This window comes from Hominimerdicola alba (genome assembly GCF_900112155.1).
Classification (GTDB): domain Bacteria; phylum Bacillota; class Clostridia; order Oscillospirales; family Ruminococcaceae; genus Hominimerdicola; species Hominimerdicola alba_D.
This window is the reverse complement of sequence record NZ_FOKQ01000022.1, coordinates 42,612-65,163: the sequence shown is the minus strand read 5'-3', so window position 1 is coordinate 65,163 and position 22,552 is coordinate 42,612. Positions and strand designations below refer to the sequence as shown.

Sequence of the window (22,552 nt, the reverse complement as noted above, 5' to 3'; positions counted from 1 at the left end):
TTTGCATCCTTACGAGCTATGATGTATTTGAGTTCATTAACCTTATCAGTTTGGGTGATCTTATTATCTTTGGGCGGACGACCTTTCTTTTTTAAGGCTATACCTGCGGCTATCTTTCGCTCTTTCTTATGCTGACGGTGAAAGAATTCTTTTACTTGTTCTTTTGTAAATCCTAATTGCTGCGCTATTTCCTTTTGCGTCATGCCTCTTTCTTTAAGTTCAAGTATTTCTCTTTCATACTGCTGTATGTGTTTGTAACTTCTTGCCATAACAAAACCTCCTATGGTTTCTATTATACCATAGGAGGTCTTTTTTGTCATTGTACGTTTTTAATGGTTCGGTTCAGTACACTGCCGTGGAATATTATATGCTTTCTTATCTTTTCCATTACTTGCACCGCCTGTCCTACTGCAAAAAACATAAAACTAAGATAGCTATATTATAACATTTTTGTGCAGATTTGTCAATCTTAATCGAGAGAAAGGAGAATGAGTAATTTCTACAGTTCATAATTATTGGCAGGGTGGAAATGTTGCCGGGCTTAGGATAAGAGTGCCAAGGAATAGATCCATATATATGATGATCTGCAACAAGATATAACTTTTTTCTATATAATGTCATATTTATTTTATAGTTGACTATACTGAGATAATATGATAGAATATGTAGGATATCTTTAGTTGATCACGAAAGGACAGGATAGTATGAAAACCTGCGAGCTTTTCAAAAATAAAACCACACTCTCTTTTGAGGTATTCCCTCCTAAGAGCGATACACCTATAGACAGCATTTACAGCACTATCGACGGTCTTGCACCGCTGAAACCCGATTTCATAAGCGTGACCTACGGTGCGGGCGGAAACGGCAGCAACGCTACCATTGGCATATGCGAGATGATAAAGGAGAAATACTCCATCGAGCCTGTGGCGCACCTTGCCTGCATAAATCTTACCCGTGAGAAGGTGCTTTTTGAGCTGGCACAGATGAAGACGGCTGGTATTGAGAATATCCTTGCGCTGCGCGGAGATATCAACCCCAACATCCCACCCCACAACGATTTCAAATATGCTTCCGAGCTTATAAACCTTATCAAGGAACAGGGCGATTTCAATATCATCGGTGCCTGCTACCCCGAAACTCATCCCGAGGCAGCTTCCAGCGTTGACGATATCAAGCACCTGAAAGAAAAGGTGGATGCAGGCTGTTCTCAGCTGATATCCCAGCTGTTCTTCGATAACGAGGACTTCTATGCTTTCAGGGAAAAGTGTGCTATCGCAGGCATAGATGTTCCCATAGAGGCAGGAATAATGCCTGTTACCAATCCCAAGACTATCGCGAGAATGGCTACCCTCTGCCATGCAAGGCTGCCTAAGAAATTCCTGACGATAATGGATAAGTATGCAGATGACCCCATATCTATGCGCGATGCGGGTATCGCATACGCAGTATCACAGATAGTTGACCTTATCGCCAACGGTGTTGACGGCATACACCTTTATACAATGAACAATCCCTACATAGCTACCAAGATTTGCGAGGCTGTGCAGTCGCTGTTCAACTGATATGATGATCTACCCCCAATTTATATTCACAGTCAGAAAAATATCCCGCGGGACTGAAAAATCTCGCGGGATATTTGATTTTACGGCTTTTCACACCCATCGAACATAAAATCATCACATCACAAAACAATTACATTGTTACTGTAATGTAATTCAGACGGCAAATTCATTTCCATAAAATGGGTATTTTTGTTTGCCGCTGACATTATTATGTAACATCATACAATAATTTGCTACCGAAATCAATTATTCATTATGACAAATCATTAACTGCTTTGTTGTGTAAATTGACATCAATTCGTAATTGACTTGAATGGATAATGGTGCTATAATGTTGTTTGTAAAAAGCAATATACAATGTTAGATACATATATCTACAAAGGAGGACAAAAACATGAAAAAGAAAATACTTACTGCTCTTATACTTTCAGCAATGATGACTGCTTCACTTGCTTCCTGCGGTGACGTTAAGGACAACGACAGCAAAGCCGATACAAGCAGCACTGCTGCAAGCACTGATACCGATGTAACAGGCGAGGAAGATACCACCGCTGAGGAAGACAAGGACGCTGAGCCTACTGCTGAAGAGGACAGCTCCAAGGCTGATGATGACAGTTCCAAGAGCGATGATTCATCTGTTCCCGAGGATACCGAGCCTGAGATGACGCTCCATGAGTTCTATCTTTCAAACATTGCAGCTTATACCTTTGACGGCGGCTACACCTTCACTGAACTGAACGATATGGGTCTTGCTAACGTTTACGAAGAGGGTAAGGCTTACGCTATCGTTCCCCTGGAGGGCGGCGCAGCAGCAGGCAGCGTTTATTACGGCGTATTCAACTCCACCGACGGCGGCGAGAACTGGCTGCCCTGCGAGAACTACCGCGAGGCTAACGGAAACAACACTCACATCGCTCTCGATGACGGTGCTGTACTGCTGATATCCAGCGGTTCTGCAAGACAGGAATCCTACCCTGTTGTAAGCTATCTCTATTTTGACGGCATCGGCATCAAGGCTGTTGAGCTGACTGATGTACTTGCTGACCTCAAGCTTACTGACGGCACTCTGCTGAAAGACGTTGAGTCATATAGCTACACAGCAGCATACAATAAGGGTTACGATATCCACCTGACCATCACTGACAACTATTCTGGCGAAGACCTCTACGACGGTCAGTTCGATTTCACTGAGGCTATCCAGACTGCACTCAGCGCACAGTAATAAGCGAATAAGTTTTACAAAACAAACAATGCGGGAAACAGCTGTTTCCCGCATTTTATTTTTATGTCGTTTAATATATATCCGATGTTCAAGGGAACGACCTTTCTTTGGAAAGGCATTCCCGAAAACTATCGTCAGCATTGGCTGACCGCTTAAATGGGGCTTCCGCCGCTCTTGCATGGCGGTAAATTGTCAGATCGAGAGGAGTTGATCGTGTGCGGTGCCTATGCTCTCATTTGCTGATTTAACGATATGACCGACAGCGGCACAGATAGTCAGCGCCGCCGCCTGCCCATATCTCTCCTTTTATACCCATATCCATATATCCCAAAATATAAAGACAGAGCGCAGTCAATACCCTTTATGAACTGCGCCCATGTCCGCCGCGTACCGCCCTTACCCTTTGAACGATAAGCGGCTATATCCTTCTTTACGCTATATGTTATCATAATCAAAGACAATATTCAATCGGCATTATGCAATATAAAAATACATGTCTTTTGTCTATCTTAAATAAAAACGGGCGTTTTTTTCAAAGTATACGATTACAGTAATCGTTTTCAGTAATATTATTGAACGATTTTACATAAAATTTACATTATGAAATAATAACCGCAGGATACCTGCTCAGTGCGGGTATCCTGCGGTGTGTTTTTGTAGTATTCAAGGGGCTTTTGGAGCTTCGGTATATCTTATAGCTTCCATATCTCCTCAGCATAATCCTTTATAGTTCTGTCGGAGCTGAATTTGCCTGCGTTGCAGATGTTCAGCCAGCACTTTTTAGCGAAGGCAAGGCTGTCCTTGTAATCTGCATTAAGGCGCAGCTTTGTTTCAACGTAGCTTGTAAGGTCGCCCAGAACATAGTAATGGTCGGGAACGTGCCAGCTTGCACCGTCTGTGAGGGCTTTGTAAAGCTCACGGAATGAACCCTCCTGATCGGAAGGCACGCCGCCGTCGGTGAATGTGCCGTCTATCAGCTTATCGAGTACGCGCTTGATCTTTTCGTCCTTGAAGAGTATCTCGCGGGGATCATACTCGGGCATTATCTCTGCAAGTTCCTCTACCCTTGCACCGAAGATGTAGTTGTTTTCCTCGCCTGCTTCTTCAACTATCTCAACGTTTGCGCCGTCATAGGTGCCCAGAGTTACAGCGCCGTTGAGCATCAGCTTCATGTTGCCAGTGCCGCTGGCTTCTGTGCCTGCTGTGGATATCTGCTCGGAAACATCAGCCGCGCAGACCAGCTTTTCAGCGTAGGAAACATTGTAGTTCTGCACGAATACAACTTTCAGCTTGTCGGCGGTCTCAGGGTCGGCGTTGACGAAGTCGCCTATCTCGTTTATCAGCTTGATTATCGCCTTAGCCCTGCGGTAGCCGGGGGCAGACTTCGCGCCGAAGATGAACACAGTAGGAGTGAAATCCTTTATACTGCCGTCCTTGATGCCGAAGTAGATATAGAGTATGCTCAGCGCGTTTAGGAACTGCCTTTTGTACTCGTGGAGGCGCTTTATCTGTATGTCGAATATCCAGCCGGGTTCGATATCCTTGCCGTCATGGGCTTTTACAAATTCTGCCAGCTGGTGTTTTTTAGCTTCCTTGACAGCCATGAACTCTTTCAGCACGTTTTCGTCATCAGCGAATTTTTCCAGCTTTTTCAGCTGATCAAGGTCTTTCACCCAGTCGGCATTGCCAAGCAGTTTGGTTATCAGCGAAGAAAGCTCGGGGTTGCAGAGTGCCAGCCAGCGGCGCTGAGTTATGCCGTTGGTCTTGTTCTGGAAACGCTCGGGGTATATCTCGTACCACTCTTTGAGGGCATCATTTTTCAGTATCTCGGTGTGAATAGCCGCAACGCCGTTGACGTAGGAGCTTACAAATATTGCCATGAACGCCATCTTGACCTTGCCGTCGCCCACAGGTGCCATCTCGCGTATCTGAGCCTTGTCCATTCCGCAGGCATACATATCGGCATAGAATCGCTCGTTTATCTGTAGGATAACTGCATAAACATCTGGCAGAACTTTTTCCACAGTCTTGCTGTCCCACTTTTCAAGGGCTTCTGCCATGATGGTGTGGTTTGTATAGTTGAATACCTTGTGGGCGATGTCGAAAGCCTTGTCAAAGGTATATCCCTCGGCTATAAGCTGGCGGATAAGCTCGGGAATAGCTATAACAGGGTGAGTATCGTTGAGCTGTATAGTCACGTAGTCCGCAAGGTTATCGAATGTGCCGAAACGCGCCTTGTGCCTGCGCAGGGCATCGGTAACGGAAGCCGCCGAGAAGAAGTACTCCTGCTTTAGGCGGAGTACCTTGCCCTTGTCGGTATTATCGTTGGGGTAGAGCACCTTGGAGATATTCTCCGCATCGTTCTGGGATTTTACAGCGCCGTCATAATCACCGCTGTCGAATGCGGCAAAATCGAAATCGTCAGCGCTCTCTGCCTGCCAAAGGCGGAGATTTCCGATATTCTTGGTGCCGTAGCCGATTATGGGCATATCGTAAGGCACAGCCAGTACCTTCTGGTCGCCGTAGGTTATCTCAACTGCATCTTCCTCGCGCCTTACAGACCAGGGGTCGCCGTACTTTGTCCAGTTATCGGCTTCCTCATGCTGAAAACCGTCTACGATAGACTGCTTGAAAAGTCCGTACTTGTAGCGTATGCCGTAGCCGTCCAGAGGTATATCATGAGCGGCAGCAGAATCGAGGAAACAAGCCGCAAGTCTGCCGAGACCGCCGTTGCCAAGTGCCGCATCCTCGATATCTTCAAGCTCTGCAAGGCTTCTGCCGTGGGCTTTCAGCGCTTCGTCAACAACATCTGTAAGCCCCAGACACAGCAGGTTGTTATACACAGCCCTGCCCATCAGGAATTCCATTGACAGGTACATAGCACGTCTGCCCGACATATGCTGTTCGGTGCTTTGCTTCCACTGTGCGGAAATATTCTCCATGACCACGCGGGAAATGCTGTCATGCAGCTGCCATACTGCGGCTTCTTCTGCCGTTACGCCGAAACTGCGGGAAAGTTCGCTTTCAAGAGCGCTCCTGAAATCATTTGTGTTCATTTCTATCTACCCCTTTCGGTAATTATTTTCGTTTCATATTATATATTCAGTCGGTGCATACCCCGACAATATTTTCGAGCCGTTCTTTTGGTATACCAAGACGTGCCAGCGCATCAGCTGTCATGCCATCGCTGTCGAAAACTGCCCGCTTGCTCTTTTTGCAGCGTTCACCTATCACTTTCAGCGAGTCGGTGATATTCTTCACCACCATGAGATACCTTGTATCGTCATCGGCATTTATGAAATCCACATATGGCATCGGCAGACGTATATCCGCAGTGCCCTCGTTATACCTTATGATTTTTCGCGGCTTGCCGAAACCCGCCGCACGCAGGTCATCGGGAAAACAGCACACCACTACGCATACACTTTTTATATCGGCTGAAAACCGCGATATATCGTAGTTATTTTCGTCTATCTTTGCGCAAATATCCCTGAGTATAGGGCTGAGGGCATTGTTCGCTCTGCCGCCTGTCTCGGAGGATATGAAAAAAGCTCTGCTCATTTGATGATCACACTCCCAGAAAACATCGGTGCTGTCAGACTGATAAGATCTTCGCTATGCATCTTTCCATGCTTTAGTGATGCTTTTCCTTTTTTTGAGAAAGCCGATAGAAGCGCATATCCATACGATCACAAAGCCTGACAGAGCTATGCCCCATATGCCAATAAGCAAAATAAAAATCCCCAAGGACACATTCGAGATGTAACTATCAGTGAGACATAACAGCACCGTAGCCCCAAGTGTCACTGCGACATCAATGACCGTGAAGCGCACAGCTTTAGGATAACGCCTAAGAAAATCCTCACGGTAGCGCCTGAATCCGCCGCTGAATACGAGTACCAGCACCGCAGAGACCACAAACGGTCTCCAGCCTGTTTCCAGACCTATCCACATATCTCCTGGTGAATCATGGAAATGCAGCAGATAGTACACCACGCCGAAAATCAGCTGACATATCGATGCACCTGCCACAAGCAGGCTCAGATTCAGAAAAAATCTCTTTATAGATATTTTTCCGCTGTCCATATCTCTCAGCCTTTCTTTCCGTAATAGCCGCTCTGACCTATGCCGATCATCGACCAGTGAGAGGCTCTGTTCTGCTCAAAGGCGAGTATCCCGGGGGATATCTCTTCACCCTCGGCTATGTATTCCGCTTTCATTTTTGCGATGGCTTCGGGGGTCGCATGGCGGGATATACCGATTTGTATATTCGGAAAATAATAGCTGTATCCGCCGTCTTCGGTGCTGGCTCCGCTGTCATTTTCAGTAAGCAGAGCCAGCAGGGCATCGGCATCAGCTTCAAAAGCGTTAATGCCGTATATCTCGGGTCTAAGCTTGCCCTCTGTGCCGCCTATGAATTCAACAAACGATAGCCTGCCGTTGCTGTCAAGGTCGAAACGCAGTTCGTTGTTGAAATAAAAGTACCTTGTCAGCCCGCTGTCATCGTTGAGGATATCAGCAGGCTGACCCAGAACATCGGTTATATCTTCTGCCGATGCGCCAATGTTTATGCGCCTGCCGTCGGCTTCTATGCCCTCGGGCGGGAGTATGGTAAATCTCATATAGCTCATATCTTCATTTTACAGGGAACTTTTCATCCAGCCACTTTTGGATATCGGTATCAGCGGCATTTTCAAAGCCGAAAAGCTTTCTGGCGTTGTCCTTGTCTTCGTCCTCAAAAAAAGCATAGCGAAGCTTTTCCTTTTCCACCGCCGCAGAACGTTCATCGTAGTCGCCGTCATTATAGGCTATGCTGCCGTCACGCATCTCAACGATGTTGTTTGAGAAAAATCGCCAGTGCTCCACCGAATCATTATAAGCCACACCTCTTTCGCGGCTTATGCGCCAGCAGCCGTCAGCGCCGTCATCTTCACGAAAGCCCTCAGCCATTTCACGGATAGTGCCGAGGAATGGCAGTGCATACTCATATCCCAGTGCTTCAAGGGCTGTTACAAGCTCTTCAAGCTCTTCCTCAGACTGTACGTGTATAACGAACTCAGCGCCCTCGTTTTTCTCAAGAAGTTCTCTGAAATTGTGTATTGCCATTTTATCTGTCCCCGCGGCGCAGTTTCTTAAAGAAATTGCCTGTCTTAACGGGCTTTTCTTCGGGGGTGCGAAGTTCTTTCAGATCAAAGTCAAATATCATACAGCAGATGTTATCGTCCTTGTCAAATCCCCAGTATATCGGGTGATGTCCGCCGCCCTCGCCGTTGAAGAATATGGGGAAATGAGCGTCATCGACTTCAAGATAAAAATCGATAAGACCGCTGCAAAGGGGCTCTTCGGGACAGGTGCTGTTTTCCAGCAAAAGCTTTTTGCCCTCTTTTTCATAGTAATCATTATCACCGTAGTTTTCACTGAGATGTTCCAGCAGATCGGGCATAAGACCCTGATCGGCAACGATTATGGGAGATGCGGTGCAGGATTCATAAAAAGGGATACAGCCCACTTCAAGATCGCTTATGCAGTCAAGTTCCTCAGCAGTGCCGATGAGTGCCAGTTCGTACCGTAGGGCGGGGGCTTCGGAGAATACTATCCTCACAGCCGCGTTCCTGCCTGTGGAAGACTTTGCCAGTTCCACGGGATGTGTACCCGCAGGGGCTCTGTAATAATACTCTATATGTCTGCTTTCGTCCCCGATGCTTTCAATGGGACAAGCAACTATCCTTCCCGATGTAAGTGTGATACTGCCCGCATTTTCAGTGCCGAGGGTCTGAAAAAGCTCTTCATAATCCTTGACTGCCGCGATTTTTTTGCGGTGCTTTTTTACCATCTTCATATATATTTCTTCATCTACCATGATGATCCTCCTCTATGTTGTGGGTCATATATCATGCTATATAAACCGAATAATATCCGTCTTTTATCTCGGCGCTTCCCGAAGTTCTGTTATGCTCTCTGAAAGGCAGTTCGCCCACTGTCACGGAAGATTCGGCTGAATAACTTACGCCGTTTTCAGATATCGTGAAGTCGATATCCGCATCCACCCTCTCGTACCAGTCAAACTTCATAACGCGAATCTCTAAAGGCTTGTCTGCGCCGTCTATCTTCAAGAAATATTCGCCGTACTCGCTTGCTTTTGCCGATATTTCGACAGTATCGCCGTTAGCTTTTACGGTAAGATCATCTTTGCCCGGGACGCGGTTATCCATACTTATTTCGAGGGTATCGGCTTTAACGCCCTCGACCCGTATCTTCAGCTTTATCCTGTCACCTCGGTAAAATCGTGGCATAGTCAGCACCCCGACGACCGCAAGCACAAGTATTATCAAAACTACCGAGATAACTATCGTTTTTTTCTTTGATCTCATTGTTTTCTCCGTGAAAAGCTCTATATCTTTGAACTGCATAACTATCTCATATGCCGAGCTTATTATGCTGTGATTCTAGTTATTAAAATTGTAAAAAAAGTATAGCTATATTATAATGTATAAATTTCGTTTTGTCAATATATTACAACAGTCATCAGTGCCTTACTATGCAGAACGTCAGTTTTTTATGGCGAAAAAACACGCGGTTTATGCGACTGCGTCGGCATATGACTCTCGGTCAGGGTGCAAAAGTGATGTGGCAAGAGTGCTGTAAATAAAAGAGCGAACTTCCCGACCTGTAAAAACAGCGAGGCACGTGGTCGACGCAGTCACCGCTAACAAAAATTCGAGCGTATGCAAAACTAATGCATACGCTCAAACTATGTCCGTAAATTATTGCCGAGCCTACTTGGTCGAAAGTTCGCTGTTCTCTTATAGTTCGCTTTGCATTTTGGTTTCAAACCTTGATGCGAGTGCTCATCCGCAAGCCTGCTAGCGCGAGGCATATGCCGACGCAGTCGCATAAACCGCGCGCTTTGATTCGCGGCATAGTTTGTTTGATGCACTGGTTTGTCGCCGCCAATGCTTGAGCCAAAGCTCTCTTCTTTGGCAGTTTTACGCCCTGTTATGTCATCGCGTTTACTGTTTTTTCGCAGTGATGATATATCCTCCGCAGTTATCCAGCGAGATATCGCAGGTACAGTTTTCGGGCAGCAGCAGTGTATCGCCTTTCTGACGGGTTATGATATAATCCTCATATGCATAGAAACTGCCGTACTCCAGACCGTCGATATATTCTTCAAAGGTCAGACCGTTAGCAGTGATTATCTTTGCATGTGGCTGACCAACGTACCTGAAATGCCACGGCTCGTAATCTATGCCTGTAACGATCCTGCCATAGGATGGGTATCTCACGATGAAGCCATATTCGGGAGCGTGTTCGGTAAGGTATTTGCCTGCGGGGCATTTGTTGATGCTGCTGCCTGCAAATCCGCTGAAATAGAGATCCTGTGCAAGACCTGTCTCGTGCTCGGAGCAGTGTGCAGGCATAGCTTCGTTACTGCCCTGATTTTCATAAAGTTCCTGCTGTTCCTCGGGTGTGCGGTAGGATGACATCACATACAGCGGTTCACCGCAGTTATCCATAATAGCTTTCGACAGTGCCGCATAGCTGTCAACGGAAGCTGTTGACATCATCACGCCCGAATCCTTATATTCGCATATGGAAGGCTTATAATACTGATCCAGAGGGTGGTCTTTATTTACCAGAACAAGTGTATTACCAATTTTAAGATCTTTCACAGATGCGCTCTTAAGCGTAAGTTCATCGGCAGGCACCTCATCAAGATGATACTCTACCCTGCCGCGGAAAAGCGCAGTTACCTTTCCTGCAATGTTGAATTTGTCGGGCTTGATGATGACCACCATCGCCGCTAATAAAATGAGTACAATTATCAAGACCGTAACAAAAGGTGTTACAGCCGATCTTCTTTTTTTCATAATGTCGTCTCCGTTTCTTTGTTCTTATATAGTATCTTTTTCTTCGGGTTCTTCTTTATTTATAAGAGGCATGGACATGATGGCTTTGAACATATCGCCGTCCAGCTCTATCTCAAATCTTCCGCCGCAGGCTTCGGTAAAGCTTTTGGCTATTGAAAGTCCGAGACCGCTTCCGCCGTCTGTCCTCGACTTGTCACCGCGGACAAATCTTTCTGTTATCTCGTCCGCGGTAAAGTCGATAGGGTAAGAAGAAATGTTCTTGGCGGTAAAAACAATGTTTTCGCCGTCACGTGTAAGCTCCAGGAAAATGCGCGAACCGTCCATTGAGTATTTCAGCGCATTGTCGATAATGTTTTGCAGCACGCGGTAAAGCTTGTTTCCGTCGCCCATAACAGGGGCAGAATCCTCGGTGACGTTTATCTTGAACGTCTTTTTGCTTTCTTTTATCTTGTCGTCCGCGTCTGCAAGGCTCTGGTTGAAAAGCCTTACTAAATCAAGCTCCTCCATATTGACATCAATGCCGCTGGTCGCCTTGGCAAGGCTGAAAACATCGGCTACTATGCCTTTGAGCTTCTGGGATTTCTTATCAAGTATCTGAACATAGCCCATGGCCTCATCATCAAGCTCAGTCTTTTTAAGAAGGTCGATATAGCTTATTATGGAAGTCAGAGGTGTTTTCAGGTCGTGGGAAACATTTGCCACCAGTTCTATCTTCATGCGCTCGGACTTTATCTGTTCCTCCACCGCATCACTTACGGTATCGGATATATTTTTCAGCATATCCGAAGGTCTGCTTAGTTCCGAAAGAGGCGATATCTCTTCCTCAAACGGAGTGTTGCGGTTGAGTTCCGTGATGCGTCTGTCCAGCTTTGTAAGATCACACGAGAGAAGCATAGCCCTTATCTGCGAATAAATAAAATACAGCGAAGATATGCCGCATATCAAAGAAGCCGCTATCAAGTATGACTCTTCATTTTCACCTATCGCAGCGGGAAGTACCGCCGCCGACACCAAAAATGCCGCAAGGCTCACTATCGAGCGACGCATAAGACCGCTTCCCGCAGGTCTGTTCCTGCGTGTTTCATACATTGATGTCGAGAGATATTTCTCACTCAGCTTTTTCATCAGCTTAGGTAGTATAAAACTGCTTCTGAGTTTTCTTTGAGATCTCAGCTTGATGCCGTGGGTGATGCTGTGTACAGCCACACCTGTCATCACAGCATATGCCGCCCCAAGTACCATATATCCGAAACCCGTGTCATCATTCAGCACATCGGAAGCTTCATTCATCCTCCAGTACAAAAATCTCATCTCAGATGATACCACCATTATTAAGAACCATGCCAGGATGTAAAATTCACATGGTATCATATCTGCAAAAGAACTTGTATGTTCTTCTGCCAGCCCCCTGACAACAGCCGCTGCAATAAGATAAGCTATCAGCACCAGTGCCAGTACTCCGCATTTGATCGTAAGCGCTCTTGTTTCGTAATACACATCCCACAGATCATTGTACTTGCCGGTCAGGGACCTGAAATAACTTTCACGGGGCGATATGAACACCGTCAGCCCCTCGGTATCTCCGGCAACAGCAACATAATCCGGCATATCACATATAGGCAGGGTCGAATAATATATACCCGAACCTTCTGCTGTGTTTGACTCTATATCTACCCATTCACGCCTTGCCGTGAATCCCACCTCTGTGTTTTCGGGATATTCATAAAATTTTATTGGTGACTCATTGCAGAAATTAAAAACATACCTTCCGTATGAATCGCTGTACCATCCGCCCAGCGGGAGATAGTTTTCAGGATAGGATTCATTCACATCCCTTAGTTTTCCATTCTCTTCAGCGACCTGATAGCTGTAATAATCCATCGTCCCGGATGATTGCATCTGCGATGATATAAAATCACCCGTGCGCAGGATATAGGTATATTTTTTCGATTTCAGCGCATCCAGTCTCTGTTTCTCGGTCTTGCTTTCACCAAATATTTCAGACGAGATATTAGTGACGTAATGTACATTTTCCTCACCCGACACTGTTTCCACCGATGTTGTCTCCTCATCGGTCACAATTTCGTCCGCCTGTATTTCGGGCACAGTGTAGGACACATAGTAATCAAATGTATCCGAATACGGCACTATGCCGTCATCTGTCTTTTTGTAGCTGTATCCATTGTAATCGAAATAGTACAAAAGATCGGACTTTACATATTTATTGCCTATATAGTTGCCACTGCTGTCAGTATTTGCAAGCTCGCACACACCCAGTATGCAGAGCTGTTCATACATATTTTTCAGCTCTGTACAGTATTCATCCGAGCTGTCAATACTTCCGTCCATATTCCAGCCCAGATCCGACAGCCTGCCATTTATACGGCTCATATACATTTCACCGAACAGCGCTACACCCGCTGCCACACAAGCCGTAATGAACGCCGTCACCCTGGCTGCCTTAGGAAAAAATTTAGATATTTTTTTCGATCTTGTACCCAATGCCCCACACCACTTTCAAATAACGCGGCTCCTTCGGGTCGATCTCTATCTTTTCCCGAATGTGCCTTATATGTACCATTACTGTGTTCTCCACCGCATAAGCGTCTTCGTTCCACACCTTGCGGTATATCTCTTCTGCGGAAAATACGTGACCTGCGTTCTCCATCAGCAGTTCAAGTATTTTCAGTTCCGTTGCGGTCAGCTTTACCGGCGAGCCGTCTACCGTGATAGATTTTTCGCCCTTATCCAGCATAAGACCGCCTATTTTAATAACGTCCGTTTTATTTATGCCGCCTATGTCCCCCAGCTGCATATACCGCCTGAGACTGCTCTTAACGCGGGCTGTCAGCTCCATAGGGTTATAAGGTTTGGTGATATAGTCGTCAGCGCCCATTGAAAGTCCGAGTATCTTATCTGTATCTTCGGATTTTGCTGACAGAACTATTATCGGGATATTCCGCCTGTCTCTTATCTTCATTATCGCTGACAGTCCGTCAAGTCTGGGCATCATAACGTCTATCAGTATAAGCTGTATGTCGTTCTCCGAAAGCTTCTCCAATGCCTCGATGCCGTCATACGCCCTGACAGTTTTGTAGCCCTCAAGCTCCAGCAGCTTCGCGATAGCTGCCACGATATCTCTGTCATCATCTACGACAAGTACTGTTGCTGAAATATCTTCCATATCTTTTCCTCTCCTTGTATGCTTATATAATAATACATCATTCTTAATTTCAGGTGAATGTAATTCTTAAGATTAACTTAAGTTTGTAGTTCTGACAAAAACTTCACCAGAGCTAATACTATATTAAAGGATAACATATTTTTATGAAAAAAGCAATGCCGCCAAAACTTGATACAGGCAAAAAAATAAAGCCCGACACCAAGCCGAGCCGCCTAAACGTTTATTTGCTTTGTACGCCTGTTTGCGAGCTTTCGCCCCTCGTTCCTCGGGTCGAGAAATCAACGAGCGTACCGCCGTTGATTTCGGGCGCGGCAATATCTCACGCAGACAGAAAGAGCGTGGACGCTTGTTTTGTCCACGCTCGATTCTTTTGTTATTGCCGCGCCTTTTTCGGAAGTGCGCTGTTCTCTTATAGCTTGCTTTGCATTTTGGTTTCTTGCCTTGGTGATTGAGGGCTCTGCCTCTAACAGTCAGCTTTGCTGACTGTGGCTCCCGCAAGCCTGCTAGCGCGAGGCATATGCCGACGCAGTCGCATAAACCGCGCGCTTTGATTCGCGGCATGGTTTGTTTGGTGCGCTGATTTGTTGCCGCGAAATCGAGCTGTCAGTTCGTCAACTTGCTTTATCTTCTTGACTAACTCAATGAAATCATGTATATCCGAGCATTCCTGCTGTCAATAGTTGTGCGAACAAACTCTTCTTCATTCATGGTAACTGTGTCGAGAATCCTGTTCATTTCACTGCCTATCAAACCCATATGCGGTTATTTCCCTAAAACAATGTGCCAATATTGTTGAGTATGAATAGTTTTTCAATGTTGTATCATCTACACTATACTGTAAAAAATCTGCATAAAAACAAGTTGAAATAGAATATACTTCATCTGAATCATCGTATACACCACTGACATCATAATATAGTGATGTGTCGTTTTCGTCAAAATGTTCGACATATTCGTCTTCAACTGAATCGGTAATTCTAAAAGCAGATATATATACAGTAAATTTTTTATGTTTATGATTCGGTGTAATAGAAAGCAGCTTATTATATAGTTCAGCGTATTTATCTATATCTTCAGAGCCATAAATTTCTGTATCCTTTCAGATATCTCAGCAAATTCAGTTTGTTTTAAAATATCATATATAGTCATTTGTGTGTCCTTTCAAAGATTTCCAAAATAATTTATCCATGGCAAGGCAAAATTGCTCGCAATAATAATACGTAGAGACTAGTATATCATGTTCAATATTGAATGTCAATAAAATAACTCACGATTTAGAATTATATACTTAATGTTTTATCCTTATTAGTAATTACAATATAAATTACACAATAAGCTTTATGTACAAAAATATTCGCACTTCACATTTGGCTGAAATTCATCAATCTCGATGTTAATATATAAAAACAGCCACACCCGAAGATGTGGCTGTCGATCCGCTGTTAATCATCTGTATCTGTTTGGTATGGATAGATTACTTCTTTAGCGCTAGTCTGATAAGGTTCCTCTCCTTGGCAGTTTTCAGAAACAAAGCTTAATGATCTCTTTCATCACACTGTTATCATTATTTGACCCCGTGGAGAAATTAGCCGCTTTCTTCACCAGCGAATGGGAATTCTCCATGGAAAAGCTGTAGTAAGAATTTTCCAGCATCTCGATATCGTTGAGATAATCGCCGAATGACATGGTCTCGCCGTAATCAACCCCCAGCCTGTCCTGCATCTTATGAAGGGCAGAACCCTTGGTTATGCCGTGGTTCATGATATCCACCCAGCGGTCTCCCGAAAGCTGAACGTTGAAATAATCGCCGTAGCGGGCACGAAGCTTGGGATAAGCCGTATTTTCGATGCTTCCCTTTCTTTCAAAAACCGCAACCTTGAATATCTCGTCATCAAAAGCGGAAAGATCTTCCATATACTGTTCGTTGACGTAGTACTTGCGTATCTCTTCAAGTTCAGCAGCTTCTCTGCCGTTGTGCCATGTGCCGTGCTTTCCGCACAGAAGTATCAGCAGATTCTGCTCTTCGCAGAAACGCACCATATTATGTACAGCGTCATCAGGCAGTACCGACATCGATACTACCTCGCCCTTATCATAAACATAAGCGCCGTTATCGCAAATAAAAATAAGATCATCCATGTAACTTTTGAACTGCTGTTTCAGCGTACAGAAGCTTCGTCCGCTGGAAACCGCGAAACGTATATTTCTGCTGTTCAGATTCTGTAATACGGTGTCAAAATTCTCAGGCAGGCGCTTGCTGTCATCGAGCATTGTGCCGTCAAGATCGGTGGCTATCAGCTTTATCATGATTACCTCATTTCTGCCCTTAAAAGGGACGTTTCCGCCGTTCGCAAACAAAGATATTATAAAGTATTCCGACAAATAAATCAACACTTTTTTATGCACTTTTCAAAACTTTGTAGACATCTATATATTTGACATCACAAAGCGAAAATAGTTGAATATTTTGCATAAATTCCCACATGGCACATACTATTTATATATAAGAATATTATCCCTGATGTGACAATCTTCTGAAATATGGCTCTAAGTAATTGACATTCGTGAAAAATGTGTTACAATTATTATGATATATATAGCTGTCGGGCTTTTGGGCAATTGTCTAAAACGCTGAAAATAAAAAAGGATTCTTGACAATTGTCACAAATGGGATTAAAATAGTATTCGCAAAAGAATCATAAGAATAAACAGCGTGAGTTTTCATTCAGTCCGTCAAAGCCAAAACCACAGAGAACAGGACATAAATGAGAACTATTTATTTTGTTTATCAACGGTAGATCAAGGAGAATCAGATAATGAAATTTTTGAAGAAAATCGGCAGTAAGCTGAAGAACTTTTGCAAAGATAACCCTCTTCTGCTTTCATTCGTTGCCATTTCGGTGATCAACGCATTTTTGCTGAGAGTATTCACCGTGAAATTTGCTTATAATCAAATAAAACCGCTTCTGGCAGATATCGCAGCGATGCTTCTGATGGGCGCTTTCTCGTTCTGCTTCAAAACGCTGAAAGGGCGATTCAGATATCTTATGACTATGAATGTCATAAACCTGATATTCGTGGCAGGCAATTCGATATATTACTCGAATTTCAAGTCCTTCCTGTCATTCTCGCTGCTTTCCACAGGTTCACAGCTTCCGGGCGTTATGGACGCGGTCGTCAAGAACATCATGGAAGCCAAAGACCTGATATACCTCTGGTCTATACCGGCGCTTGCGGTGGTATACCACTTCTGTAAGAAAAAGACCCGCGAATACGAATCGCAGACAAAGCAGAAACAGAAGCGCAGCAGAAGCTTCGGTTTCACGGCTGTATGCGGTCTGGTACTCCTCGGAATATTCGCCGCTACCCTCACAGGTACAGATTATTCGAGACTTCGCAAGCAGTGGAACAGAGAATACGTACTGGGTACTTTCGGTATGTACGTCTACCAGACCAGCGACGCGATATCAAGTGCATATTCCAGGATAAATATGGTATTCGGCTATGCCGAGAAAAAGGAAGCCTTCGATGAGTTCTACGACGAGAAAGAAGAAAACAGTGCGGAGAACGCCGCAGGTGCAAAGAACGAGTATACCGATATATTCAAGGGCAAAAACGTGATCGTTATACACGCAGAAAGCATACAGCAGTTCTGCATGGATACCTACATAAACGGCGAGGAGCTCACTCCTAACCTCAACAAGCTGGCAAAGGAAGGTCTTTATTTCAAGAACTTCTATGCACAGGAAAGCGTAGGTACCAGCTCGGATTCAGAGTTCACCTTCTCATCGTCCCTGATGCCAGCTTCAAGCGGTACAGTGGCTATAAACTACTGGGACAGAGATTACGCCACCACCCAGAAAATGCTGAAGAATATGGGATACTATACTTTCAGTATGCACGGCAACAACGGCTCCTACTGGAACAGACTGAATCTTCACAGCTCGCTGGGATATGACAAATTCTACAACTACACCGATGATTTTGTGATAGATGAAACTATCGGTCTGGGTCTTTCGGATAAGAGCTTTTTCAGACAGGCTGTGCCGAAGGTCAAGGAGATAGATGTGGAGCATGATAACTGGTACGGCTGTTTCATCATGCTGACAAACCACACTCCATTTACGGATATCGAGCGTGTCAGCGATTATGATATCTCATTCAGATATAAGATGTATAACGAGGATACCGGTCTTTACGAAGATATATCCGCACCTTTCCTGGAGGGTACAAAGCTTGGCTCCTACTTCAAATCGGTTCACTACGCCGACGAAGCCCTGGGACAGTTCCTTGCCGATATGGATAAGGAAGGTCTGTTGGAAAACTCGATAATAGTGCTTTACGGCGACCACGATGCCAAGGTAAAGGCTACCGAGTATGAGTACTACCTCAACTATGATCCATTTAACGAGACCGTCCTCACCGAGGAAGATGCAGGATATATCCCTGTTGATGACTTCTACTATAACATCAACCGCAATACACCCTTTATAATCTGGTCAAAGGGCGGCGAGTACAAACCCAAGCAGATAGATCAGGTAATGGGTATGTACGATATCCAGCCCACCCTGGGAAATATGCTGGGATTCGATAATAAGTACGCTCTGGGTCACGATATATTCTCGATACCCGAAGACGAGGAGAATGTGGTTATATTCCCCAACGGCAATTTCATAACCGATACCATCTACTATGACAGCCAGAAGGCCATGTATTTCGACCTTGAAGACTACAAGAACGTTATGACCCATGCTTCATGCAACCAGGTGTATAAAGATACCCCGAACCCAATATTCGATCCTTTGAAACACGGGCTGTTCAAAGTATCCTCAGACGATGATTACTGTGCTGACACCTGTGAATCACGCATAAACGACGGCATTGTAGACGACGAATATATACAGTCCTACGCAGGCTATGCCGAGGAGATAATAGATATATCCAATGCGATAATCTACTACGATATGATAACAAAGACCGAACAGGGCTTTGAGCAGAGCGTAGAAGCACAGTTTGACAGCGATAGCCGCACAGAACTTTTCACACCGCCCGAAGTTGGCAAGCGCCGCACGGGAATACCGATGTAAAAAGCGATTCGGCGGAAACTGCTAAAGAGACAAAGCGCGCGGTCAAGCGTGGCGCGGCAACAAACCTGCGCACCAAACAAACTGAGCTGCGAATCAAGCTTTTGGTCAAGCTTTTCACGAAAAGCTTGCGGATGAGCACACAGTCAGCAAAGCTGACTGTTAGAGGCAGAGCCTCTCGGTCAAGGCACAAGAGCGACGTGGCAACAAAGCTATAAATAGAAAAGCAACCTATCGACCAATAGGCGCGGCAATAACAAAAATCCGAGCGTGGACAAAACAACAGTCCACGCTCTTTCTGTATGCGTAAATTATTGCCGCGCCCGTCATCGGACAGCGAAGCGTTTCCGATGACTCGCCCCGAGGAACGAGGGACGACACCGCACAAACTAGCAATAGCAGCAAATTATCCGACTACCCCAACAAATCCCGATCTATTACAGCAACAATACTACACCGGCACGAGAGGCGCTCTTTGGTAATGCGGATATCCATAAACATACCTGATAATACCACAGCTATCAAAAGTATGCGACCGCATACCATGGCATACCACCGCATTCTTTCGCATGAGTTTCATTCAACGTGGTATCCGCTCAACGTAAATGCACAAAAAAATACGCCTGCGTAGCAAAACGCAAGCGTACTGTTTACCATTGTTTGCAAGCACAAGCTGAAATTATGCTCTTTCAACCTTGCCCGAGCGCAGACATCTGGAGCAAACGTAAACATGTGTGGGAGTGCCGTTAACAACAGCCTTAACTCTCTTTACATTGGGCTTCCAGGTTCTGTTGGTTCTTCTGTGAGAGTGAGATACCTTTATACCGAAAGTAACACCCTTTCCGCAAACTTCACATTTTGCCATATCGGTGCGCACCTCCTTTGCACGAAATTTAAGCTGACCGATCTAAGCCGACAGCTTAAATCCAATCACATGATACTAGAGTATTATAACACATATCACACAAAATTGCAAGCCCTTTTCACAAAAAATTTAAAAAACTGCCGATTTGATGAAAAATGACAAAAACAGTCCCTTTGCACTTGAAATATTCTTGTAGATGTAGTATAATATATAATGTATTTGTGTATCAACAGACAAGTTCTGCCCAAGCTAAAAAGTATCAGACGGGCAGATATGACAGATGAAATGAGGAAAGTGAAAATGACAATAGACACACTGCTGAAATACGGATCACGTCTTATAATACTTATGATGTGTATACCCATACATGAATTTGCCCACGCATGGGCTGCAACAAAGCTGGGTGACGATACACCAAGCTATCAGAAAAGACTGACCCTGAACCCTCTGGCACACCTTGACCCCATAGGTTCCTTTGGTATACTGCTCTGCGGTTTCGGATGGGGCAAGCCCGTACAGGTAAACCCGGCGAGATTCAACAGAAAGATATCCATGAGGGCGGGTATGGCGATAACTGCTGCGGCAGGTCCTTTATCGAACCTTATAATGGCTCTGATAGGAACCATAGTATATAAATTTCTGCTTGGCGCGGCTTTTTACGGAAACGGCAACGAGGCTATAGGATGGCTGTATCTGATATCGCAGTACTTTGTATTCATAAACATCGGTCTTGCGGTATTCAACCTGATACCTGTGGCACCACTGGACGGTCAGAAGATATTTTCATACTTCCTGCCTGAAAGGATAAATGCCAAGATTGAGAACTATCAGTTCTATATATCAATGATAGTAATGGCTCTTATTCTTTTCAGCGACCTGCTGAACGGTCCTGTATGGTGGATGGAATCAGGTATATTCTGGTTGCTTAACAAGATAACATTCTTTATCGATCCGCTGGTAAACATGATATTCAAATAAGGCAGGGATAGACGATGTCAACAGCCAGATTCAAACTGGATATGTTCGAGGGCCCTCTCGACCTGCTTCTGCACCTTATCAGCAAGCACAAGCTGAATATCTACGATATCGAGATAGCTGTGCTGCTGGAGCAGTATCTGGAATATATGGCAGGTCTTGAAAAAGAGGATTACGAGGACGCAGCCGATTTTCTGGAAATGGCTGCAAGGCTCATATATATCAAGACAGCTTCTCTTCTGCCTAAGGATGAAGAGGGCGAAGAGCTGAAAAAGGAACTTCAGGGCAGCCTGATAGAATATTCGCTGTGCAAAATGGCGGCAGCGCGTCTGAAAGAGCAGTATGCGGGTGGAGATATCTTTGTGAGAGAGCCTGTAAAGCTGCCTGTTAAGAAGACTTTCTCTGGTGAGAAAGACCCACAGGAGCTGCTTGCGGCATATCTCGGCATGAGCGAGAAAGCCCGTCACAGCAAGCCGCTGAAAGCGGAGATGTTCAAGCCTATACTGTCGCGGAAGATAGTATCCGTGACTTCCAAAATAATCCACGTGCTTAAAATGCTGATAACCCGCGGCGAATGTTTTCTGGACAGTATGTACGACGGCTGTGCGGACAAAAGCGAGCGGGTAGCGGTATTTCTTGCAGTACTGGAACTTACAAGGTCAGGCAGGATATTCCTGAACGACGACAATACCCGCGTATACATGAATTCAGCTTCCAAAAAGCGCAAGATATCATCTGACTTTGACGAAGCAGAGATAGCCGCCGAAAACGGCGATGAAAACGCATTCGCGGACGAGGACGAAAAATCTTTCGGTGATGAAACTTCCAAGGACAGCGAGGAAACTATTTCCCGTGAAGATACTCCCGCGATCGAAGAACGCGAGGTATCGGAGGAAGAAAACTCCGACAGAGCTCGTTTCTCAGAGATAAGCCCCTATGGGCAGGATCTTCGTGTGCAGGAGAGCACTCCCCTGCCATATAATAAAATGTACGAGCCACCCGAGAGGACGGTCTACAAGAGCGAAACAAGACAGCGCGGCACTCTGCCCGTGTTGAAAATAGAGCTTTCCCCCGAACTGCAAAGGATAGTAGATTCGGGCAGAAGGGATATGCCCGCGGATATGGCGGAAGAGGAGATCAAGGCGGAGATATCTGCTGAGAATATCGTTCCCGAGATCAGGGCAGAAATAGCCGCTGAGAGTGTTGAAACCGAAATCAAAACGGAGAATGCTGAGCCTGAAATCAAGGCTGATATGGCAGTTGAGGGTGGCGAGACCGAGGTCAAGGCAGAGGTTGATCCTGTGGCTGACGAATCTGGTATCAAAGCGGAGAACACTTTCGAAAACAGTGCTGAGATCACTGATTTGAACGCTGAAACAGAGGTCAAAAATGAAACACCTGCTGAATCAACCGAACCGGTAATCAAAACAGAGGATTCTGCCGATAACATCGAAGCAGAAGTCAGGGCAGAAATACCAACCGACACAGCCAAAACAGAATTCGGTTTGGAAATGCCTGTTGAAACAGCCAATTCGGATATAAAGGCGGAAACAGCTGTCGATACCGCTGTAAATGAGATTCAGACAGAAGCACCCGCAGAAACAATACCTGCGCCAAGCCCCATCGCGGAGATCAACACAGAAGTCCCCGAAACAGCGGCTTACATACCAAACAGTGAGGATATTGCCGATGACGTACCCACTGTTTTCAAGATCAACCGTTTCGGCACGAGGTATTACTGGGGCGCACACAGCTGGGCTGAAGGTCGGCTGAGACTGGGATAAGGATA

20 protein-coding genes are annotated in these 22,552 nt (G+C 45.3%); 5 read left to right on the top strand and 15 right to left on the bottom strand.

The features are described from left to right. On the bottom strand, positions 1–269 hold a 269-nt coding region (locus BM265_RS12495; RefSeq protein WP_074962145.1), incomplete at its 3' end, for a helix-turn-helix domain-containing protein. Positions 270–704: 435 nt separating this feature from the next. Here BM265_RS12495 and metF point away from each other — a divergent pair. Together metF and BM265_RS12485 are read left to right on the top strand one after the other, a co-directional pair. Next, entirely contained in the window at positions 705–1,562 is an 858-nt protein-coding gene (metF, locus tag BM265_RS12490; RefSeq protein WP_074962144.1) for a methylenetetrahydrofolate reductase [NAD(P)H], read from the top strand. A 394-nt stretch (positions 1,563–1,956) separates the two neighbouring features. Beyond that, complete coding sequence (locus tag BM265_RS12485) at positions 1,957–2,784, top strand: hypothetical protein (protein WP_074962143.1); 828 nt, start codon at positions 1,957–1,959, stop codon at positions 2,782–2,784. Positions 2,785–3,059: 275 nt separating this feature from the next. Here BM265_RS12485 and BM265_RS20400 read toward each other — a convergent pair whose 3' ends face one another. The 13 genes from BM265_RS20400 to BM265_RS12430 all read right to left on the bottom strand — a co-directional run bounded on the left by BM265_RS20400 (position 3,060) and on the right by BM265_RS12430 (position 16,146). Beyond that, positions 3,060–3,233, bottom strand: coding sequence for a hypothetical protein (locus BM265_RS20400; RefSeq protein ID WP_207646983.1), 174 nt, complete (start codon positions 3,231–3,233; stop codon positions 3,060–3,062). 243 nt (positions 3,234–3,476) lie between these two features. Then, positions 3,477–5,840 carry a glycogen/starch/alpha-glucan phosphorylase gene (locus BM265_RS12480; RefSeq protein ID WP_074962142.1) on the bottom strand — a complete coding sequence of 788 codons (2,364 nt, stop codon included), beginning with the start codon at positions 5,838–5,840 and terminating at the stop codon, positions 3,477–3,479. Positions 5,841–5,886: 46 nt separating this feature from the next. After that, a complete protein-coding gene (locus tag BM265_RS12475; RefSeq protein ID WP_074962141.1) occupies positions 5,887–6,345 on the bottom strand; it encodes an Imm44 family immunity protein in 459 nt (152 codons plus the stop codon). Positions 6,346–6,399: 54 nt separating this feature from the next. Continuing rightward, positions 6,400–6,870 carry a hypothetical protein gene (locus BM265_RS12470; protein ID WP_074962140.1) on the bottom strand — a complete coding sequence of 157 codons (471 nt, stop codon included), beginning with the start codon at positions 6,868–6,870 and terminating at the stop codon, positions 6,400–6,402. 5 nt (positions 6,871–6,875) lie between these two features. Then, entirely contained in the window at positions 6,876–7,415 is a 540-nt protein-coding gene (locus BM265_RS12465) for a hypothetical protein (protein ID WP_074962139.1), read from the bottom strand. 4 nt (positions 7,416–7,419) lie between these two features. Continuing rightward, positions 7,420–7,890 carry a hypothetical protein gene (locus tag BM265_RS12460; protein WP_074962138.1) on the bottom strand — a complete coding sequence of 157 codons (471 nt, stop codon included), beginning with the start codon at positions 7,888–7,890 and terminating at the stop codon, positions 7,420–7,422. Position 7,891: 1 nt separating this feature from the next. Next, on the bottom strand, positions 7,892–8,644 hold the full coding sequence (locus tag BM265_RS12455; protein ID WP_074962137.1) for a DUF4241 domain-containing protein: 753 nt from the start codon (positions 8,642–8,644) through the stop codon (positions 7,892–7,894). Positions 8,645–8,675: 31 nt separating this feature from the next. Continuing rightward, a complete protein-coding gene (locus tag BM265_RS12450; protein WP_143098724.1) occupies positions 8,676–9,155 on the bottom strand; it encodes a hypothetical protein in 480 nt (159 codons plus the stop codon). A 639-nt stretch (positions 9,156–9,794) separates the two neighbouring features. After that, positions 9,795–10,655: a M15 family metallopeptidase gene (locus BM265_RS12445; protein ID WP_074962135.1), complete on the bottom strand. Its 861-nt coding sequence runs from the start codon at positions 10,653–10,655 to the stop codon at positions 9,795–9,797. A 24-nt stretch (positions 10,656–10,679) separates the two neighbouring features. After that, positions 10,680–13,046 (bottom strand): sensor histidine kinase, encoded by a 2,367-nt coding sequence (locus tag BM265_RS12440; RefSeq protein WP_177219592.1) that lies wholly within the window; start codon positions 13,044–13,046, stop codon positions 10,680–10,682. Between the two features lie 82 nt (positions 13,047–13,128). Continuing rightward, on the bottom strand, positions 13,129–13,839 hold the full coding sequence (locus tag BM265_RS12435) for a response regulator transcription factor (protein ID WP_081358459.1): 711 nt from the start codon (positions 13,837–13,839) through the stop codon (positions 13,129–13,131). A gap of 736 nt (positions 13,840–14,575) precedes the next feature. Then, a complete protein-coding gene (locus BM265_RS21085) occupies positions 14,576–14,908 on the bottom strand; it encodes a DUF6557 family protein (protein WP_431767993.1) in 333 nt (110 codons plus the stop codon). A 452-nt stretch (positions 14,909–15,360) separates the two neighbouring features. After that, complete coding sequence (locus tag BM265_RS12430) at positions 15,361–16,146, bottom strand: HAD family hydrolase (RefSeq protein ID WP_074962149.1); 786 nt, start codon at positions 16,144–16,146, stop codon at positions 15,361–15,363. Between the two features lie 509 nt (positions 16,147–16,655). Here BM265_RS12430 and BM265_RS12425 point away from each other — a divergent pair. After that, positions 16,656–18,926 carry an LTA synthase family protein gene (locus tag BM265_RS12425; RefSeq protein WP_242940846.1) on the top strand — a complete coding sequence of 757 codons (2,271 nt, stop codon included), beginning with the start codon at positions 16,656–16,658 and terminating at the stop codon, positions 18,924–18,926. Positions 18,927–19,602: 676 nt separating this feature from the next. On the opposite strand, the gene rpmB is transcribed toward BM265_RS12425, so the two are convergent. Then, positions 19,603–19,788: a 50S ribosomal protein L28 gene (gene rpmB, locus BM265_RS12420; RefSeq protein WP_013499373.1), complete on the bottom strand. Its 186-nt coding sequence runs from the start codon at positions 19,786–19,788 to the stop codon at positions 19,603–19,605. A 300-nt stretch (positions 19,789–20,088) separates the two neighbouring features. Between rpmB and BM265_RS12415 the strand changes: the two genes are divergently transcribed. Next, a complete protein-coding gene (locus BM265_RS12415) occupies positions 20,089–20,766 on the top strand; it encodes a site-2 protease family protein (protein ID WP_074962132.1) in 678 nt (225 codons plus the stop codon). Positions 20,767–20,780: 14 nt separating this feature from the next. Further along, entirely contained in the window at positions 20,781–22,547 is a 1,767-nt protein-coding gene (locus BM265_RS12410) for a segregation and condensation protein A (RefSeq protein ID WP_074962131.1), read from the top strand. The last annotated feature ends 5 nt before the right edge of the window (positions 22,548–22,552 follow it).

Excerpts from the sequence above, each read along its gene's own strand:
- BM265_RS12425 (WP_242940846.1), top strand. The coding sequence starts at position 16,656 with ATGAAATTTTTGAAGAAAATCGGCAGTAAGCTGAAGAACTTTTGCAAA.
- metF (WP_074962144.1), top strand. The coding sequence starts at position 705 with ATGAAAACCTGCGAGCTTTTCAAAAATAAAACCACACTCTCTTTTGAG.
- BM265_RS12480 (WP_074962142.1), bottom strand. The coding sequence starts at position 5,840 with ATGAACACAAATGATTTCAGGAGCGCTCTTGAAAGCGAACTTTCCCGC.
- BM265_RS12435 (WP_081358459.1), bottom strand. The coding sequence starts at position 13,839 with ATGGAAGATATTTCAGCAACAGTACTTGTCGTAGATGATGACAGAGAT.
- BM265_RS12410 (WP_074962131.1), top strand. The coding sequence starts at position 20,781 with ATGTCAACAGCCAGATTCAAACTGGATATGTTCGAGGGCCCTCTCGAC.
- BM265_RS12465 (WP_074962139.1), bottom strand. The coding sequence starts at position 7,415 with ATGAGCTATATGAGATTTACCATACTCCCGCCCGAGGGCATAGAAGCC.
- BM265_RS12455 (WP_074962137.1), bottom strand. The coding sequence starts at position 8,644 with ATGGTAGATGAAGAAATATATATGAAGATGGTAAAAAAGCACCGCAAA.
- BM265_RS12415 (WP_074962132.1), top strand. The coding sequence starts at position 20,089 with ATGACAATAGACACACTGCTGAAATACGGATCACGTCTTATAATACTT.
- BM265_RS12470 (WP_074962140.1), bottom strand. The coding sequence starts at position 6,870 with ATGGACAGCGGAAAAATATCTATAAAGAGATTTTTTCTGAATCTGAGC.
- BM265_RS12485 (WP_074962143.1), top strand. The coding sequence starts at position 1,957 with ATGAAAAAGAAAATACTTACTGCTCTTATACTTTCAGCAATGATGACT.
- BM265_RS20400 (WP_207646983.1), bottom strand. The coding sequence starts at position 3,233 with ATGATAACATATAGCGTAAAGAAGGATATAGCCGCTTATCGTTCAAAG.
- BM265_RS12450 (WP_143098724.1), bottom strand. The coding sequence starts at position 9,155 with ATGAGATCAAAGAAAAAAACGATAGTTATCTCGGTAGTTTTGATAATA.
- BM265_RS12445 (WP_074962135.1), bottom strand. The coding sequence starts at position 10,655 with ATGAAAAAAAGAAGATCGGCTGTAACACCTTTTGTTACGGTCTTGATA.
- BM265_RS12460 (WP_074962138.1), bottom strand. The coding sequence starts at position 7,890 with ATGGCAATACACAATTTCAGAGAACTTCTTGAGAAAAACGAGGGCGCT.
- BM265_RS12430 (WP_074962149.1), bottom strand. The coding sequence starts at position 16,146 with ATGATAAAGCTGATAGCCACCGATCTTGACGGCACAATGCTCGATGAC.
- BM265_RS12440 (WP_177219592.1), bottom strand. The coding sequence starts at position 13,046 with ATGAGCCGTATAAATGGCAGGCTGTCGGATCTGGGCTGGAATATGGAC.
- BM265_RS12475 (WP_074962141.1), bottom strand. The coding sequence starts at position 6,345 with ATGAGCAGAGCTTTTTTCATATCCTCCGAGACAGGCGGCAGAGCGAAC.
- rpmB (WP_013499373.1), bottom strand. The coding sequence starts at position 19,788 with ATGGCAAAATGTGAAGTTTGCGGAAAGGGTGTTACTTTCGGTATAAAG.